Here is an 18,359-nt window from a genome sequence, read left to right as displayed (position 1 = left end):
TAATCACGCCCTACCAGTCATTTTTGTGAGCGTCAACAACTTCTTGGCTACTTCATCCGTTAATTGGTCCGGTAGTAATCGCCATTGCCAGCTCCGGCCACCCTGACCAGGCGTATTCATTCGGTTGGTCTCGTCAAGATTTAGTATATCCTGAACAGGTATAATTGCTAATCGAGCCACCGATTGCATGGTCAGGCGGGATACCTGGTCTACTACATTTGTCTCGGTAATGTCAAAGCCGAGGTAGTTGTTCATTCGCTGGCGATGTACCTCGTCGGACTCACGAAACCAACCCAGAGTCGTATTGTTGTCGTGGGTGCCGGAGTAGACTACAAAGTTTTCAGCATGGTTGTGTACAGCATAAGATGAGGTAGGCAGATCGTGGCCAAATCCAAATTGCACAACCCGCATACCCGGTATACCATAGTGCTGCAGATACGGTTGTATATCAGCCGCCTTAGCTCCCAAATCTTCGGCAATGATAGGTAGCTGCACAAACTGCCGATACATAGCACGCATGAATGGTTCGATAGGTGCTTTTACCCATTCGCCAACTTTAGCCGTCGGTTCACTCGCCGGGATTTCCCAGTACACAGCAAAACCCAAAAAATGGTCCAATCGAGTCAGGGTATATAGTGACATCTGGTGCCGAAGTCGACGCATCCACCAGGCAAAATCAGTACGCTCATGCTCGGCCCAGTCGTAGATTGGATTGCCCCAACGCTGTCCATATTCGCTGAAATAATCGGGTGGTGCACCAGCGACAAACAGCGGCTGAAAACTGGCATCGAGTTTAAATAAAGTTGGATTTGCCCAAACATCTGCACTGTTAAACTGGACATAGATGGGAATATCGCCAACGAGGTGAATTTTCTTTCCATAGCAGTAAGTTATCAACTCATTCCACTGCCGCATAAAAAAGTATTGCTGCACTTTTAATACGTCAATCTTATCGTGAAGTAACTCAGCCTGTTCAGCTAACGCAGCTGGATCACGCCGAACGATCTCACTGGGCCATCGTAGCCAGAACGGCTCACCTGTTGCCTCTTGAAGGGCCGTGAAGAGTGCATAGTCATCAAGCCAGTCGGCTTGCAAACTGCAAAACTGATCAAAGTTACCGCGCTGGGCCGGTGTGGCATCCTGCAAGAACCTTTCGGCAGCCTGTTGTAATAACGGGCGTTTTTTTATCCAGGCGGCATGGAGTGTAGACGGGGCTAAAATAAGCGGTCCAGCCAACACAGCCGATGTCGTATCGCCCGACGTACTAGGCGCTTCAGTTATAGTTACATCGTGGACAGGTTTCTCGTTAAATACCGCCAAATCAGCATGATTCAATAAATTATCACCGGCCAGCTTCTCCAGGCTAATCATCAATATATTGCCAGCGAAAGCAGATGGGCTACTATACGGTGAGAAACCAGCACCGGGATCAACGGGTGTTAGCGGTAGAATTTGCCAGTACGTTTGACCAGACAACTCCAGAAAATCAGCGAAACGGTAGGCTTCGGGCCCTAAATCGCCAACACCATGTGCCGAGGGCAGCGATGTGATATGGAGCAGCAAGCCACTTGAGCGTTGTTGAAGCATGAAAAGAGAAATCTTCTGTCGTGAGTCTATCTTCGTTAGCGACTAATTGATAGCGGCCAGAAGGTTATTTTATACCGAACGACCATTATTGGCAGCTAACAACTGTGAACTAACTTTTGTACAAATCCGCCCGAAGCCGCTTTTGTTTACTTTTTATCGTAAAAACCTTAGTGCCAAACCTATTCCAGTACTAATCAGCAGGAAAATGACTAGGCTGATCCTTGACCTTACGCGGTTTTTCTCCTACTTTTGCAATCCCAAACAATGGGCAACTTTTAATTAACAGCATATTCTATACAAATGAATACGGCAACGGCAGTCAATACAGGTAAGATTACACAAATAATCGGACCGGTCGTGGACGTGAGTTTCGAGGGTGAAGGCTCGCGAATCCCCGCTATCCTGAACGCTCTCAAAGTAACCAAAGCCAATGGGCAACAGGTCATTCTGGAAGTCCAGCAACACCTCGGTGAAGACCGTGTTCGGACTATTGCAATGGATTCTACCGATGGTTTATACCGGGGCATAGATGTCATTGACCTTGGTCATCAGATTACAATGCCAACCGGCGAAGGCATTAAAGGTCGTTTATTTAATGTAGTGGGTCAGGCTATCGACGGACTGACGGAATTAGAAACCAACAAAGGGGCCTCTATTCACCGCAGTCCTCCCCGTTTCGACGAGTTGACTAACTCAACGGAAGTTCTTTACACAGGTATTAAAGTTATTGATTTGCTGGCACCTTATGTAAAAGGCGGCAAAATTGGTCTCTTCGGGGGTGCTGGTGTTGGCAAAACCGTATTGATCATGGAGTTGATCAACAATATCGCTAAAGCTTACGAAGGTTTGTCAGTATTTGCCGGTGTGGGTGAGCGTACCCGCGAAGGCAATGACCTGTTGCGCGAATTTATCGAGTCGGACATCATTAAGTACGGCGAGGAATTTAAGCACGGCATGGAAAAAGGTGAGTGGAATTTATCGAAAGTTGACTATACCGAGCTAGCCAAATCACAGGCAACGCTGGTGTTCGGTCAGATGAACGAGCCGCCTGGTGCCCGTGCGCGGGTAGCCCTGTCGGGTCTGACGATTGCCGAGCAGTTCCGCGATGGCGACGGTGAAGGTCAGGGTCGCGACATTCTATTCTTTATTGATAACATCTTCCGGTTTACCCAAGCTGGTTCTGAGGTATCGGCTCTTTTGGGCCGGATGCCATCAGCCGTAGGGTATCAGCCAACGCTGGCTACCGAGATGGGCGTTATGCAGGAGCGGATTACATCGACCAAGCGCGGTTCGATCACCTCGGTGCAGGCCGTTTACGTACCTGCCGATGACTTTACCGACCCTGCCCCAGCTACGACGTTTGCTCACTTAGATGCTACGACCAATTTAAGCCGGAAAATCGCTGAGTTAGGTATCTACCCAGCCGTTGACCCTCTTGACTCTACTTCGCGGATTCTGACCGCCGAAATCCTCGGTGACGAACACTACAATACAGCCCAACGCGTGAAAGAGATTCTGCAACGCTACAAAGAATTGCAGGATATTATCGCCATTCTGGGTCTGGAAGAATTATCGGAAGAAGACAAACTTGTCGTGAGCCGTGCCCGCCGGGTACAACGTTTTCTGTCGCAGCCATTCTTCGTGGCTGAACAGTTTACGGGTTTGCAGGGTGTGTTGGTTCCTATTGAAGATACGATTAAAGGCTTCAACCAGATCATTGACGGTAAGTATGACCACTTGCCTGAAGCAGCGTTCAACCTGGTCGGCACGATTGACGATGCTGTTACTAAGGGCGAGCGGCTTATCAAAGAATCAGGCCAATAATAGCTTTCCAGAGTACGGTTAACTAATTTAATTTTTATTTAACTGTATTCTGGAAACTAATACCTTTCCCTATCGTCTAACAATTCGACAATAAAAACGCCTGTTAGTTTTATGAAAACGATTCGATTTGGAGTAGGAATAGCCCTTGTATCATTTGGTATGGTGGCAACATCGGTTACATCGGCTCAGATTGCAACGCCTGCTGTTCCGACATCTTCTGCACCAGTTGCAGGTGGTGCGATCAAAGACACGTCAATTACGCCTGGAACATCGGCAATTACAGCCCCGGCTGATTCGGCAAATATCCACTTAGACAATGCCGTAGCTGCTCTTGACAAAGGTGATAAAGCAACCACTACCCAAGAGCTCAAGACGGGAATCGCAGGTTTGGAAGCACAAGCCCAAGCCAAGCCGACTTCGTTTAAGGATAAATTGCTGTCTCAAGCCAGCAAGCTAAAAGCGTTGCTTCCCTTAATTCCAACTGGAGTTCTGGGCAATGGTGTTTTAGGAAAAGCCGTTAGTCTGGCAAAGTTGGCCTCTGGTGGAAACCAGCTTGAAGGTATTTTAGCTGCTGGTTCGTTACTCGGTAAAGGCAGTCAACTAACCAGTGGTTTGTCTGGTATTGGTAGTGCGCTGTCAACACTAGGTGGTAGCACCAAATCATCGGGTCAATCATTGATTTCTACTGCTCTGGCAACAGTTGGCAAATTAGATCAGGGCGGGCTGGCAGCGAAAGCCGCTGAGCCAGCGGCAAAAACTCAGCTTAGCAGTATACTTAATCTTGTAAAAGGAGTCCTATAAAAAATTATGAGTAATAAATTATCACTCATAATTCATCATTAGATATCATGACAATAGACATCATCACTCCCGACCGTAAAGTCTTTTCTGGCGAAGCTAGTGCCGTTACGTTTCCGGGTAGCGAAGGTCAGTTTCAGGTTCTGAACAACCACGCGCCATTAGTTAGTACATTGGATAAAGGACAAGTTGTGGTGCAAACTGCTTCAGGACAGCAAACGTTTATGGTGGACGGTGGGGTAGTTGAAGTACTTCAGAATAAAGTACTTGTACTTGCTGAAGCGATAGTAGCCTAAATAGCGTCTCCTTCCGACTTAAAAGCGATTCACTTATCACAAGTGGACCGCTTTTTTTATTAAACTCACCCTTTCCTGCTTTCTTTGTTATTTAGTTTTGGCGCTTTTATGACCACAAAACCATTTATAGTCGGCATCACCGGCGGCAGTGCTTCCGGCAAAACGTCTTTTCTAAAAGGCGTTCTAAATGCCTTCGCAGACGATCAGATTTGCCTGATTTCGCAGGATAATTATTACCTCAGCCGTGACCTTATTCCGGTAGACGATCAGGGAATTCATAACTTCGATCTACCCGAAACGATTGACCATCATCTCTACGCGCAACACATTGGGCAACTCCGCAACGGTAACGCAATTACACAACCTGAATACACATTTAATAATCCTAATATTGTTCCGAGATTACTAACGTTTATGCCTGCCCCTATTATCGTAGTTGAGGGCATCTTCGTTTTTCACTTTCGCGAACTAGCCGATCAGATGGATTTAAAAATCTTCATCGACGCTAAAAATAGCATTAAGCTCGAACGGCGCGTTAAGCGTGATGCCGAAGAACGCGGCTACGACCTCGACGACGTAATGTACCGCTGGAAATACCACGTTAAGCCTACTTACAGGCAATTTATCAAGCCTTACCGCGCAGAAGCCGATATTGTCATTCCAAATAATGTCCACTATCAGAAAGGCTTGAATGTGGTTATCGAATTTTTGAAAACGAAAGTATAATCAGATATAACAGGAAGAAAAAGCACTTCACTTCTCCTTCCTGTTATATCTCAATTATCACTCCATCACTTTCAGGATAACCCGTGCAGGTCAATATCCACCCTTCGCGAAGGTCACGCTCGGTCAATACGTCGTTGATTGTCATATACACACTTCCCGATTGGCAGCGGGCTACACAGGTTGAGCAACGTCCACCCCTACAGCTATAAGGCAGCGCGATACCCTCATCTAAGGCCGCCTGTAAAATGGATTTATACGCCGGAACCTGAATCTCGACTTCATGGTTTTCGACCTCCTGTTCCTTAACAATCCGTCTCCGAAACCGCAACAAAACTGTTCTATCCTGTGCCAGAGCAGGCGGTGGGGTTAGCACAACTGGCTCGACAATAAAATTCTCACGCCGAATCTGATCGGCGTGAAATCCGCTGAATACGAGAGTAAAGCGCACCATACGCATATAGTCGCTTGGTCCGCAAACATAAAATTGGAGTGTCTGCCGATCCGACAGGCCAACCAAATCAGGTAGTAGCCGTTCGAGCATCACATTATTTAGCCGCCCGCGTAGACCATGCCAACTATCCGACGGATCGCTCAATAGATATAGTAGCCGAAAACGATTAGGAAATTGACCTTGAAGGTCGTTTAGCTCCTCCCGAAAAATAATATTTTGTTCATTGGAGTTACTGTACAGCAGCGTTACCCGGCGATGTGGTTCTGTCCACAAAACCTGCTTTACCAACGCGAATAAAGGCGTAATGCCACTTCCGGCTCCTAATAGTACGAGATCACCCAACAGATTTTCTTCCAGGATAAAGCGTCCGGCGGGGTACAAACTGGTCAATACATCGCCAACCTGTAATGTATCGAGCAGATAACGGGAAATCTCCCCGTTCTGGATACGTTTGATGGTCAGACGCAGCGATTCATTCGTGGCCGAACTAAGCGAATATGACCGGCGGATTTCATGACCATGATGATGTAAAATCAGCGTCAGAAACTGCCCGGCACGATGTATAATCGGGCGTCCGTCCACCGGTTCCAGATAGTAGCTTTTCGTATCTGACGTTTCTAAATGAGTGCGAACAATGCGAAGTTTAAGAAAATCGTCGGTCATGAACATGTTTGCTTTGTACCAGAACTAACCAAATACCAGTCGTTGTTTGAAAGCCCAACTGATTTCCTGAAATTCGCCCCGCACTAATCCTATCGAATCGGCACAATACACACGTTGGGATAGTTAATCCAGTGACATTTTACCGTTATTCATTGTTTAGTATAAAAACCACCTGTCATACCATCAATGGAAGCACTCCTGGAAGAAGTTCAACGCGTGGGCTACGTTAACAAACCTGTTGCCGAAGACATAGATTTAGTCGCTGAAATTAACCGGCTGAAGAAAGAAAAAAATGCGGTCATTCTAGCCCATTATTATGTAGATGGGTCTATTCAGGATATAGCCGACTATATTGGCGACAGCCTTGGTCTGTCTCAGCAGGCAGCCGCTACTCCTGCCGACATGATTGTGTTCTGTGGTGTGCACTTTATGGGCGAGACAGCGAAAGTGTTATCTCCCGAAAAAAAGGTTGTTATTCCAGATCTGAACGCGGGTTGTTCACTCGCCGATTCTGCTCCCGCCGACAAGTTTGCAGCGTTCAAGGCACAATATCCCGATCATATTGTTCTATCATACATTAACTGTTCAGCCGAAATCAAGGCCCTGTCCGACATTATTGTCACATCGTCAAATGCGCTGAAGATTGTCGAGAGTTTACCCAAAGATCAGAAAATCATCTTTGCACCCGATGCTAATTTGGGTCGTTTCGTTTCCAAAAAAACCGGTCGTGATATGGTACTTTGGGATGGAGCCTGCATCGTCCATATCGACATTTCTCTGGAGAAATTGACCAAATTGCGGCTACAGTATCCCGAAGCTAAGTTCATTGCTCACCCCGAATGCCAGGAGCACATTTTGAATCAGGCCGATTTTGTTGGGTCCACAACCGCTTTGCTCAAATATGTAGTAGATAGCCCTGAACAGACTTTTATCGTTGGAACAGAAGCGGGTATTCTGCACAAGATGAAGCAGGCGGTTCCCCACAAGAAAATTATTCCGGCTCCGGCTAGTCAGAACAATACCTGCGCTTGCTCAGAATGCCCATATATGAAAATGAACACGCTCGAAAAAGTTTATAACGCTATGCTTTACGAACAACCAGAGATTATTGTGCCGGAAGATATACGCGTGAAAGCCTATGAATCGGTAGCACGAATGCTGGAATTGAGCAAGTAGTGAGTTCCTGACAAGTCTACATTAACTTAACTTCTCTTTTCTGACTAACCACCGATTATAAATCTGGTTCGCTCAACCTAACTAAACAATGCCTCATCAATTCGATTTTCTGGTTATAGGCTCCGGTATTGCGGGCCTGAGTTACGCCACTAAACTGGCGATGCACTTTGAAAAGTTGCAGCAAGAAATAAAAATCGGCGTCATTACGAAAGTTCAGGCCGATGAAACTAACACCAAATATGCGCAGGGTGGTATTGCGGCTGTATGGTCGGAAGGTGACACATTCGAGAAGCATATTGAGGATACGATGGTGGCGGGCGACTTCCTGAGTGATCGTCACATCGTTGAAATTGTAGTTAATGAAGGACCAGGGCGTATCCAAGAGTTAATTAGCTACGGTACTCGCTTCGATAAAGAGCATGATGGCAAAGAATACGACCTTGCTAAAGAAGGTGGCCATTCAGATTACCGGATTCTTCACTTCAAAGATATTACCGGAGCTGAAATTGAGCGGGCTTTACTCGAAAAGGCTAACTCGCTGAAGTCTATTGAAATTTTTACGCATTTCTACGCAGTCGAACTCATTACACGCCACCAACTCGGCGAAACTGTTCACCGCTACGATACGGATAACAAGTGCTTTGGTGCCTATGTATTAAACACGCTCACGGGTCAGGTCGAACAGTTTCTGGCGAAAACGACGCTTCTGGCAACCGGCGGTATTGGTAATATATACCAGAACACAACTAACCCAAGCATTGCTACAGGCGATGGTATTGCAATGGCTTACCGCGCCAAGGGGATCGGCAAGGATATGGAATTTATTCAGTTTCACCCTACAGCTTTATACGAACCGGGCAAAAAACCAAATTTCCTGATTTCTGAAGCTGTCCGGGGGTTTGGCGGTATCCTAAAGACACGCAAAGGCGAGACATTCATGGAAAACTATGACCCTCGCCTATCGCTGGCTCCGCGCGATATTGTGGCCCGCGCGATTGACTCCGAAATGAAAAAGGCGGGTGATCCACACGTGTATTTAGACGTGACCCACTGCGATTATGAGAAGTTTATCGAGCATTTTCCGAACATTACAGCCTACTGCCACGACCATTTAGGACTGGATATACGGAAAGATTATATTCCGGTTGTACCTGCTCAACACTATCTCTGCGGGGGCGTTCGGGTAAATGAGTGGGGACAAACAAACATTCAATTCCTGTATGCTGTTGGCGAATGTTCCTGTACAGGTCTCCACGGAGCCAATCGACTGGCGTCAAATTCGTTGCTCGAAGCCGTTGTATTTGGCCATCGGGCTTACGAGAAGACTGTCGAATTGCTCAATCAGGCCGTTTTACCCGGTAATATACCAGCGTGGAATGACGCCGGTACGACCCACCCCGAAGAGTTGGTTTTAGTGACCGAGATGAAGAAAGAGTTAGAGTCGATTATGTCAAATTACGTTGGCATTGTCCGCACGAACCGACGGTTAAAGCGGGCTATGGACCGCCTTGAATTACTCTACCTGGAGCATGAAGAACTCTATCGCCAGTCGAAAGTATCGGTGCCGATTTGCGAACTTAGGAATATGATTGAAGTTGCTTATCTGGTTATCAAGATGGCGATGGCCCGACGCGAGAACAGTGGGCTGCATTTTAATCTGGACAACGTAAAGTAATTCTCCTCTACTATAGGGCCAGGGCTTTTTCATGAAAATGGTACCTCTATGAGGGTAGACGATTTTCATCAAAAAGCCCTGGCCTTCACATTGAATAGAGCGAAGCTTACACATTAACAATCGTCATATACCAACACTTGACTCTCCCGATTCGGCCAAGAGCATCTTTCAAAATCATAACCAGACGACTTCTGTGAATTCTTCCAATTCTCTGCATTTGCCATTTTTACAGCTACCAAGCGAACTGAAGCCCCTACCGAATAATATCTAAGCAATTCCTTTACGCGGAAGGTAGCCCAAGAATAAGTAGCTTTACCCGCATAAGTTTCGTACGCCAATTTCGTCTACGTAAAGCATAGGCCCGTTCTCTGTCTCTCGTATTTTGGTTAGTGTTCCGAAGAATAAGCTGAATGGCATGAACCATCAAGACATTATCGACTTCATCATTCAAAGCGACAGTCCGAAAATCAAATATGCGTTTACCGATATTGATGGCGTTCTGCGTGGCAAAATCATTCACCGTCAGAAATTTCTGGATGGCCTGACCGACGGTTTCGGTTTTTGTGATGTGGTTTGGGGATGGGACTCCACCGATACACCTTACGACAATGGCCGCACCACAGGTTGGCATTCCGGGTACCCAGATGCACCCGTTCGCCTTGACATTTCTACCTTTCGTCAGCTTCCCTGGGAAGACAATATGCCGTTTTTTCTAGCGGACTTCAGTCTCGGTCTAGATGGTCAGCCAAATGCCTATGGCCTAGCCGCCTGCCCGCGCAGCCTGCTAAAACGGATTGCCAGTCAATGCCAGCAGATGGGCTTTCATGCCGAATTTGCACAGGAGTTTGAGTGGTTCAATTTCCGCGAAACGCCCCAGAGTTTGCAGCAGAAAAACTTTCAGCAGCTGGAACCTCTAACACCGGGCATGTTCGGGTACTCCATTTTGCGTCCTTCACTCGAAAGTACGTTTAATCACGATCTGTTTGATCTATTAGCCCAGTTCGATGTGCCACTCGAAGGGTTGCATACCGAAACCGGGCCGGGTGTTTATGAAGCAGCCATCATGCACGATGAAGTTGTTCGAGCCGCCGACAAAGCAGCACTTTTCAAAACGGCTGTTAAAGAAATTGCTTACCGCCACGGCGTAGTTGCCACCTTTATGGCCAAATGGAATGCTGAATTGCCGGGATGCAGCGGTCACGTTCATCAAAGTCTCTGGAATCCAGAACAGACAAAAAACCTGTTTTACGACCCAGCCAAGCCTAACAATATGAGCGAACTAATGTGTCAGTTCATGGCAGGTCAGCTATATTGTTTACCGCATATTACGCCCATGTTTGCCCCAACCATCAACAGCTACAAGCGGTTGGTTGAGGGCGCCTGGGCTCCCACAACGATAACATGGTCTGTCGATAACCGAACTACGGCGTTACGAGTATTGAACCATAGGGAGGCTTACACGCGCGTTGAACATCGGGTATCGGGATCGGATACAAATCCGTATCTGGCCATAGCAGCTTCTTTAGCGTCGGGTTTGTATGGCATCCGGCATAAACTGACGCTCGATATACCCGCTTCTGTTGGGAATGGCTATGCTGATAAACGAAACGGTATATTGCCTACTAATCTGGACGAAGCTACAAAGGCAATGGCTAACTCACCCATTGCGGCTGAACTCTTTGGCACCGAGTTTGTTGACCACTTCACCCGCACGCGCGACTGGGAATGGCGGCAGTATCTGCGGCAGGTTAGCGACTGGGAATTGAAACGTTATTTTGAAATCATCTAATGCGTCTTGTTGATTATCCTACCATCATAAAAAACGCCTGGGCCGAGTTTGATGGGTCCGTGCAGATTCAAACAATCGAAGACATTAGTGCTCGGGTCTCGACCAATCACGTTTTCAAAGTCACGTTTGAGGATGGCGACCACATTATTGCCAAACTATCTTATTTCGGTAAATACGAACAGTTTCTGGAAGACCACCGCATTATTCACGCGCTGGCTAATAACCTGCTCTATCCATTCGAAAATGTGCTGGCGAAATCGCTGGTGCGGGATGGGCAAGTCTATACGTATCGGCATCGTGACGGCTTTGTCGATGCCTGGGTTGTGTTTTATAATCCTATTCGCATTCAACTAAAATTGCCTCGTCGGTTAGAAGAGCATCAAATACAAAAGCTTGGTGCTCAAGTAGCTAAGTTCCACAAGGCGTGTTCACGCGTTAGTCCCGTACTGCCCAAATCCAGTAAAACTCTTCGCTCGGATGTGTGGGATTTGCTCGACTTATTAGCGACCGAGACCGGGCAGTTTGAACACCGGATGCATATAGAGGAGTTAAAACGTCAGTGCGAATTATTCCTTGAAAATCGGCAGAAACTCGTAGCAGGTACGGTCGAAACTATGCCCGTTTTTGTGGACTGGAACATCGGAAATTTTTCCGTTACTGACAATCTGGAACTGTATTCTCGCTGGGATTATGACTGGTTCCGCATTAGCTACCGGGTTATGGACTTTTACTTTTTCAGTCGGGTAGTTTCCAACGCTGGCGACCGAACGGTATTTAGTTATGTCATCGGTCCACTGATGGAAGAACGGTTTCTACTGTTTTTAAAAGAGTATCACAAGGTTTTTCCACTGACCGAAAACGAGATTCGGTTTCTCCCCGAAGCATACCGGTTTTTTATTCTCAACTACGTTATAAAATACGGGCGATATTTTTTCCATCGAACTTACGCGACCAAACTCCAACGCGAGGCATATGAGATTTACTTCCCGTCGATTGAAAAATTCGATGCGGAGAAAATTTTAAGAGCCTTGGGGATATAGTCGAGTCGGCGGTCCAACCACCCATGACCGACTCCCAGAATCTATCGAAATTAATTGCCGCTGCCCGGCAAGGTGAAGAAGCGGCCTTCAGACAATTTTATGGAAAAACCAAAAGCCGGGTATTCAACCTGGCTCTCAGCTATGTGCGTTCGCGTGAGGATGCCGAAGAAATTACGCAGGATGTTTTTGTAGAGATAATCCGGTCGGTAGATACGTTCAAAGGCGATGCCAGTATCACAACCTGGCTCTATCGGATTACCATAAATAAATCACTCGATTTTTTAAAGTACCAAAAACGGCAGAAACGCTTTGCGTTCCTAACGAGCCTGTTCGATCCCCATAGCGGTAAGGCACTGTATCAACCCACCGATTTTTTTCATCCCGGCATTGCACTCGAAAATCAGGAAAACGCAGCCGCACTTTTCCGAGCTATCGATAAACTTCCAGATAAGCAAAAAACGGCTTATCTTCTGACAAGAGTTGAGGGGCTGAGCACTATCGAGACAGCCGGAGTGATGGCCATAAGCGTTGGGGCTATTGAGTCACTTTTGCAGCGAGCTACCGCAAATCTCAAAAAACAATTAGCCGCTTTTTACAAAACTCTACAGAACCCGTAGGAATCCTTCTGGCTTGTCGTCTCAATCAATATGGAACCGGAAAAAGAAAAATGGATCAACGATGTACTGGGTAGTTTGAACAATATACAGCAGGCCGAGCCCAGTCCATTTCTGTTCGCGAAAATTCAGAATCGGCTGGTGCCTGTGCGCCAAACGGTTTATGTATCGACCAGAACGGTATGGCTAGTTGCGGCATCGTTTGCTTTTCTGACACTACTCAACTGGCAAGTAATTGATCAGTCCGTTTTACCTATAACAAATCACACCAAGGATTTGAATACCGTTATCTCGGACATGCAGCTTTATCCAGCTACTAACCAACTCTATGACGTATGGAGCGAACAAAACTATTAACTATCGCCGTTATTGGTCTTCTTCTCCTTAACCTCCTGACTGTCGGCTTACTGGTAGTAAAGCCAATGTCTTTTTGGCCACCTCATCCTGACCACCGCCCAGAACCGCCCAGCACCGAGGGACCGGCGGCTATAATTATTGAGCGTCTCCATTTCAATTCAGACCAGCAGAAACTGTATCGTCAGTTGGTTACCAGCCATCAAAATCAGACAAGACTATTAAATGACCAAATGGCGCAACTGTACCGAGATTATTACGGGCTGCTGGCTTCTGTTCAGCCAAATTCGGAACGGGCCAATGCGCTGAGTGAACAAATTGCGTCTAATCAGCAGGCGCAGGCGGAACTCAACTTTGACCATTTCAAGCAAATCAGACGTTTATGCCGACCCGGCCAGCAAGTTAGTTTTAACAATCTGGTCCGTGATTTGGCCCGTTTATTTAGCCGTCAGCATCCTCCGCGACCCCATGCCGATGGCCCGTTAACAGGTCCATCAGAAAATTTACCGCATCAGCCGTAGGGATTAATTTGGTGGTATCGTCTAAGAAGACAACTAACCACCAATCGCATGGAACGCACTAAATTATTCACCCTCTTAAGCGGGCTGACGCTGGCTTTCGGCCTACTAACGTTTGTAGCTTGTCAGAAAGATGATACCACTGTTTCGCCTACCACGACTACTGGAACCACCAGTACAACCGTCACAACATCTATCGGAGCGACCGTTCCCGATGTTTATAAGAAGATATATGGTGCCACCGAAATCTATGTAGAAGGAACCAATATTGTCATTAAAACCAAAGGTCGACCGGATCATAAAAGTCCTTACTACAAAGGAACCCAGTGGGAGAGCGCCCTGTATGAAGCCTACAATGGTGTGAATACCAAGTATAAAATAAACCCTAATACGATTAGTGAAGTGAATTTGACATTCAAAATTCCCATGAACCCACTAGTAGATGCATCACATTCCGAAACGCCCCTGGGATCAATCGGTGTTTCGCTCAATGGAGTTTCTTTTTTCAATCAATATGCCGCTCAGAGAGCGGTGCTAACCTTTGAAGCGGACAGTTTCGACCAATACGGTGGACATCCTCAACAACAAGGTCAATATCACTATCATCTGGAACCAACATATTTAACAGCCGCCAAAGGGAAAGATGCCCTGTTAGGTTTTCTGCTGGACGGCTTTCCGGTCTATGGCCCCACCGAAAATGGGAAAACGATTACCAACGCCGATTTAGATAAGTATCACGGTCACATCAGCAAAACGACAGATTATCCAGATGGCATCTATCACTACCATATTACGGCTGAAGACCCTTATCTTAACGGCAGTGGATTTTATGGCAAAGCAGGCACTGTTACCCAATAAGTTAGTCTCTATTGCGGGCCTGATACTATGTCTATTTGACTGTCAGCAGTCAACTCCCAAAACCGTTGCTATTCCTGGTGTTTTTGTTTCCGTTGACCAATCAGGCTGGCAAAAGACAGAAGGGAATTTATGGCTAACCGATACCCTGTTTAGCGGCTGGCAATACCAACTCTGGCCTACGGGCGATACGGCCTTCGTGTGTGGGTTTAATCAGGGAAAAGCCGAAGGGCTGCACCGGCAGTGGTATCCAAATCATCGACCCAAAGAGAGCCGTCATTATCGAAAAGGCTGGCAGGAAGGAGAGCAACGTGGCTGGTTCCCATCAGGCAGGCAGGCTTTCATTTATCACTTCCAGAACGATGTATATGAGGGAAATGTAAACGAGTGGTATTCCAATGGAAGGCCAGCCCGAACGAGTGACTATCACGAAGGTCATGAGAACGGATTGCAAAGACTGTGGTATGCTGATGGTAGCTTAAAAGCAAATTACGTGGCCCGAAATGGTCGAAATTATGGATTTACGGGTGTCAAAAATTGTGTCAATGTCTGGGATTCGCTTATTGTTTCGCATTAACATAGTGGTGGGTTTGTTGGTATTTCTATTTGCCTGCCATAAAACGGACACATCGGACCATAATCAGACTTCTACCAACGAGGCAGTCCCCTACTATAACACACCCGATTTTACGCCTATCTGGCTAACCAATTCCACCGACGTAACTCATAAAATCACGCATCGTATCGCCGATTTTTCTTTTCGTGATCAGACAAATACGTTAATTACTCAGCAAACGGTAGCTAATAAAATTCACGTGGCTAATTTTTTCTTCACGGCCTGTCCCACTATCTGCCCCAAAATAAACAACTTACTCAAGGTCGTTCAGGATACATTCCGGCACGAGCCCAAAGTAGTGTTGTTATCGTTCAGCGTGACCCCTTGGCTCGATTCCGTGTCCCGGCTTCATCGGTATGCCAAATCGAAAGGTATTCTGGCGACTAAATGGCATCTGCTAACGGGCGAGCGTAGTCGAATTTATACCCTCGCCCGCCAATCCTATTTTGCCGAAGAAGCCATTGGATTTAGCAAAGATTCAACCGAGTTCCTTCATACTGAACATGTACTTCTGGTCGATCAGAACCGCCGAATTCGGGGTGTTTATAACGGAACATTACCATTAGATATTGATAAGTTAATTGCCGATATCCAAACCTTGCTAAAGGAAAACTGATTGAAAAGTCAACTTGGCGTGTATTTTTACCAATAATCTACTGTAAGCGCAACAACAACACTCCTTTCAGATAATTGGCGGGCAGAATATTGTTGCCTGTTTTCTACTTGTGCCATTATGCAACTCACTGATTTCAAAACGATAGCGACTGATTATAAAGTGATTTTCTTCGATGCTTTTGGCGTCTTGAAAAATTCGGAAGGTCTGTTACCGGGAATTGAACATACGTTCGATTGGCTCAAGGCGAACGGCAAAGATTTTTACGTACTGACCAACGATGCATCGCGCAGTCCGCAGGAACTGGCAGAATCCTATTACATACAGGGATTATACGCCATTGCACCAGATCGCATTATCTCATCAGGGATGCTGGCTCGGGAATACTTAGACCTCAAAGTGCCCAGCGGTACGGTGGCTTATCTAGGCACTGAAAAGTCAGCTCACTACCTCGAAACAACGGGTCTGAAGACGTTACCAATTAGCCAGGTTGATCTTAAAGATGTGGCTGATATCAATGCGTTGGTATTGCTCGACGACGAAGGTTTCGACTGGAACACCGACCTGACAAAAACAGTAAACCTCCTCAGAAAGCGTAATATTCCGGTTATTGTCGCCAATACCGACGCCACTTATCCCGTCTCCAAAAATCGTATCGCCATTGCTATCGGAGCCGTAGCCAAAATGATTGAGACGATCGTTGGCAAGCAATTCATCCAATTTGGAAAACCGGATGCGCAGCTTTTTATGTTTGCCTACGAACGGGTGGAAAACGCAGCTCACGTCAGTAAAAGAGACATTTTGATGGTGGGTGACACCTTACGAACCGATATTTTAGGCGGCAATAAATTCGGTCTGGATACAGCGTTAGTCTTGACCGGCAACACCCAACCGCAAGACGCTGAAGTGCTAATTCGAAGCACCGGCATCATTCCTACCTATGTCTGTAAGTCAGTTGTGATTCGATAATGTCACCTCTATTTGTAATTTAACTAACTGATTTACTTTACATTAACCTATAGATACAAACCTACACGAACGATTTACGCGCTAAAAAATTGTTTGATAATGCAAAGGTAAATACGTTTCTTTGCGCAGTTTTTTAACTACAACGGACTACTAAAATGTCGGACATTGCACAAAAAGTAAAGAATATCATTGTTGAAAAATTAGGTGTTGAAGAATCAGAAGTGACGCCGGAAGCAAGCTTCACCAACGATTTGGGTGCTGATTCACTTGACACAGTTGAGTTGATCATGGAATTTGAAAAAGAATTCAACCTACCTATCCCTGACGACGAAGCGGAGAAAATCTCTACGGTTGGCTTAGCCATCGAGTATCTGGAGAAAAATATCGGTAAGTAAGTCTCAACGAGATTGAGCAGACGTCATAACGAATTACCTCAGTACATGTCCAATCAACCGGTTGGCTTTGGTACTGAGTATTGAAGCCAACGCCAACAATACGGTATCGGCGTTGTTTTTCTCTTTCTATTACGCAGTATCACCCGTATGACACTCAAACGAGTAGTAGTGACCGGCCTCGGTGCATTGACACCTATCGGCAATGATGTAGCCTCTTACTGGAACAGCTTGGCCGCCGGTGTAAGCGGGGCCGGTCCCATTACGAAGTTTGATGCCAGCAAATTTCGCACAAAGTTTGCCTGCGAGCTAAAAGGCGTAGATGTTACACAGTTTATTCCCCGGCAGGACGCTCGAAAGATGGATGCGTTTACGCATTACGCGCTCATTGCAACTGATGAAGCCGTACGTGATGCTGGCTTGAATCTTGACGCTATTGATAAAAATAGAGTCGGTGTTATTTGGGGTTCAGGTATTGGTGGTCTCAAATCATTTGAGGATGAGATGCTGGAATACGCCAAAGGCGATGGAACACCCCGTATCAATCCATTTTTTATTGTTCGTATGATCGCCGACAGTGCATCGGGCCAAATTTCGATGCGCTATGGTTTTCGGGGTACAAATTACGTGACCGTTTCAGCTTGTGCTTCAACGAACAATGCCATCATTGATGCCTTCAATTACATTCGCTTAGGTCGGCTCAATATGTGCGTAGTAGGGGGTTCTGAAGCGGCTGTTACACGAGCGGGTATTGGTGGGTTTAATGCCAACCGTGCCCTGTCGGAACGCAATGACTCACCAGAAACAGCCTCGCGTCCTTACGATAAAGATCGGGATGGCTTTGTACTGGGTGAGGGGGCTGGAGCGCTCATTCTGGAAGATTACGAACATGCCCAGTCACGCGGTGCCAAAATTTATGCAGAATTAATTGGGGGCGGTATGTCGTCGGATGCGTATCACATCACGGCTCCACACCCCGATGGTTTAGGTGCTTTTTTGGGCATGCAGGATGCACTCAATGATGCGGGTATTGCGCCTACTGACATTGATTACATTAACACACACGGCACCTCAACGCCTATTGGCGACCCGCAGGAGCTGAAGGCAATTTATCAGTTATTCGGTGAACATTCGTTCAAGTTGAATATCAGCTCAACCAAATCCATGACTGGCCACCTGTTGGGTGCAGCCGGAGCCGTTGAAGCTATTGCCTGTATTAAAGCGATGGAACACCAACTTGTTCCCCCGACAATTAATCATTTCACCGACGACGATGAAATTGACTCCCGCTTTAACTTAACATTCAACACGGCACAGGCACGCACCATAACAACGGTGATGAGTAATGCGTTTGGATTTGGAGGTCATAATGCCATCGTTATTTTCCGTAAACTTAGCTGAGT

Annotated in this window: 19 protein-coding genes; 17 read left to right on the top strand and 2 right to left on the bottom strand. The window is 46.5% G+C overall.

What is annotated here, in order from left to right:
- Nucleotides 1–3: 3 nt before the first annotated feature.
- The gene (malQ, locus tag ACFS25_RS01230) at nucleotides 4–1,587 is read right to left on the bottom strand and encodes a 4-alpha-glucanotransferase (protein WP_381496581.1); all 1,584 of its coding nucleotides are present in this window, start codon (nucleotides 1,585–1,587) and stop codon (nucleotides 4–6) included.
- Between the two features lie 300 nt (nucleotides 1,588–1,887).
- On the opposite strand from malQ, the gene atpD reads away from it, so the two are divergent.
- From atpD to udk, 4 genes are all read left to right on the top strand, one after another.
- Complete coding sequence (gene atpD / locus ACFS25_RS01225; RefSeq protein ID WP_381496580.1) at nucleotides 1,888–3,411, top strand: F0F1 ATP synthase subunit beta; 1,524 nt, start codon at nucleotides 1,888–1,890, stop codon at nucleotides 3,409–3,411.
- A gap of 111 nt (nucleotides 3,412–3,522) precedes the next feature.
- Complete coding sequence (locus ACFS25_RS01220; RefSeq protein WP_381496579.1) at nucleotides 3,523–4,212, top strand: hypothetical protein; 690 nt, start codon at nucleotides 3,523–3,525, stop codon at nucleotides 4,210–4,212.
- Between the two features lie 47 nt (nucleotides 4,213–4,259).
- Nucleotides 4,260–4,505, top strand: a complete 246-nt coding sequence (gene atpC, locus ACFS25_RS01215) for an ATP synthase F1 subunit epsilon (protein ID WP_381496578.1) — start codon at nucleotides 4,260–4,262, stop codon at nucleotides 4,503–4,505.
- 108 nt (nucleotides 4,506–4,613) lie between these two features.
- Complete coding sequence (gene udk / locus ACFS25_RS01210) at nucleotides 4,614–5,231, top strand: uridine kinase (RefSeq protein WP_381496577.1); 618 nt, start codon at nucleotides 4,614–4,616, stop codon at nucleotides 5,229–5,231.
- Between the two features lie 43 nt (nucleotides 5,232–5,274).
- On the opposite strand, the gene ACFS25_RS01205 is transcribed toward udk, so the two are convergent.
- Entirely contained in the window at nucleotides 5,275–6,345 is a 1,071-nt protein-coding gene (locus ACFS25_RS01205; RefSeq protein ID WP_381496576.1) for a 2Fe-2S iron-sulfur cluster-binding protein, read from the bottom strand.
- Between the two features lie 186 nt (nucleotides 6,346–6,531).
- Here ACFS25_RS01205 and nadA point away from each other — a divergent pair, with 186 nt between their 5' ends.
- The 13 genes from nadA to fabF all read left to right on the top strand — a co-directional run bounded on the left by nadA (nucleotide 6,532) and on the right by fabF (nucleotide 18,357).
- Nucleotides 6,532–7,521: a quinolinate synthase NadA gene (gene nadA / locus ACFS25_RS01200; protein ID WP_381496575.1), complete on the top strand. Its 990-nt coding sequence runs from the start codon at nucleotides 6,532–6,534 to the stop codon at nucleotides 7,519–7,521.
- Between the two features lie 88 nt (nucleotides 7,522–7,609).
- Nucleotides 7,610–9,196: an L-aspartate oxidase gene (gene nadB, locus ACFS25_RS01195; RefSeq protein WP_381496574.1), complete on the top strand. Its 1,587-nt coding sequence runs from the start codon at nucleotides 7,610–7,612 to the stop codon at nucleotides 9,194–9,196.
- 415 nt (nucleotides 9,197–9,611) lie between these two features.
- The gene (locus ACFS25_RS01190) at nucleotides 9,612–10,985 is read left to right on the top strand and encodes a glutamine synthetase family protein (protein ID WP_381496573.1); all 1,374 of its coding nucleotides are present in this window, start codon (nucleotides 9,612–9,614) and stop codon (nucleotides 10,983–10,985) included.
- On the top strand, nucleotides 10,985–12,025 hold the full coding sequence (locus ACFS25_RS01185; RefSeq protein WP_381496572.1) for an aminoglycoside phosphotransferase/kinase family protein: 1,041 nt from the start codon (nucleotides 10,985–10,987) through the stop codon (nucleotides 12,023–12,025). Before ACFS25_RS01190 ends, ACFS25_RS01185 begins: the two co-directional genes overlap by 1 nt.
- Before the next feature lie 23 nt (nucleotides 12,026–12,048).
- Entirely contained in the window at nucleotides 12,049–12,642 is a 594-nt protein-coding gene (locus tag ACFS25_RS01180) for an RNA polymerase sigma factor (RefSeq protein WP_381496571.1), read from the top strand.
- 30 nt (nucleotides 12,643–12,672) lie between these two features.
- Nucleotides 12,673–12,996 (top strand): hypothetical protein, encoded by a 324-nt coding sequence (locus tag ACFS25_RS01175; RefSeq protein WP_381496570.1) that lies wholly within the window; start codon nucleotides 12,673–12,675, stop codon nucleotides 12,994–12,996.
- The gene (locus ACFS25_RS01170) at nucleotides 12,975–13,514 is read left to right on the top strand and encodes a periplasmic heavy metal sensor (RefSeq protein WP_381496569.1); all 540 of its coding nucleotides are present in this window, start codon (nucleotides 12,975–12,977) and stop codon (nucleotides 13,512–13,514) included. The genes ACFS25_RS01175 and ACFS25_RS01170 overlap by 22 nt, the downstream gene beginning before the upstream one ends.
- Nucleotides 13,515–13,562: 48 nt before the next feature.
- A complete protein-coding gene (locus ACFS25_RS01165) occupies nucleotides 13,563–14,369 on the top strand; it encodes a YHYH protein (protein ID WP_381496568.1) in 807 nt (268 codons plus the stop codon).
- Nucleotides 14,341–14,943: a toxin-antitoxin system YwqK family antitoxin gene (locus tag ACFS25_RS01160; protein ID WP_381496567.1), complete on the top strand. Its 603-nt coding sequence runs from the start codon at nucleotides 14,341–14,343 to the stop codon at nucleotides 14,941–14,943. Before ACFS25_RS01165 ends, ACFS25_RS01160 begins: the two co-directional genes overlap by 29 nt.
- The gene (locus ACFS25_RS01155; RefSeq protein WP_381496566.1) at nucleotides 14,912–15,598 is read left to right on the top strand and encodes an SCO family protein; all 687 of its coding nucleotides are present in this window, start codon (nucleotides 14,912–14,914) and stop codon (nucleotides 15,596–15,598) included. Before ACFS25_RS01160 ends, ACFS25_RS01155 begins: the two co-directional genes overlap by 32 nt.
- 117 nt (nucleotides 15,599–15,715) lie before the next feature.
- Nucleotides 15,716–16,564, top strand: a complete 849-nt coding sequence (locus ACFS25_RS01150) for a TIGR01459 family HAD-type hydrolase (protein ID WP_381496565.1) — start codon at nucleotides 15,716–15,718, stop codon at nucleotides 16,562–16,564.
- A 155-nt stretch (nucleotides 16,565–16,719) separates the two neighbouring features.
- Nucleotides 16,720–16,959 (top strand): acyl carrier protein, encoded by a 240-nt coding sequence (locus tag ACFS25_RS01145; protein WP_012929621.1) that lies wholly within the window; start codon nucleotides 16,720–16,722, stop codon nucleotides 16,957–16,959.
- Between the two features lie 147 nt (nucleotides 16,960–17,106).
- On the top strand, nucleotides 17,107–18,357 hold the full coding sequence (gene fabF, locus ACFS25_RS01140) for a beta-ketoacyl-ACP synthase II (protein ID WP_381496564.1): 1,251 nt from the start codon (nucleotides 17,107–17,109) through the stop codon (nucleotides 18,355–18,357).
- Nucleotides 18,358–18,359 lie beyond the last annotated feature (2 nt).

The sequence above is a fragment of the Spirosoma flavum genome, from assembly GCF_042686045.1.
Taxonomy (GTDB): domain Bacteria; phylum Bacteroidota; class Bacteroidia; order Cytophagales; family Spirosomataceae; genus Spirosoma; species Spirosoma flavum.
The sequence above is the reverse complement of the archived record's forward strand: the minus strand, read 5'-3'. Positions and strand labels throughout refer to the sequence as shown.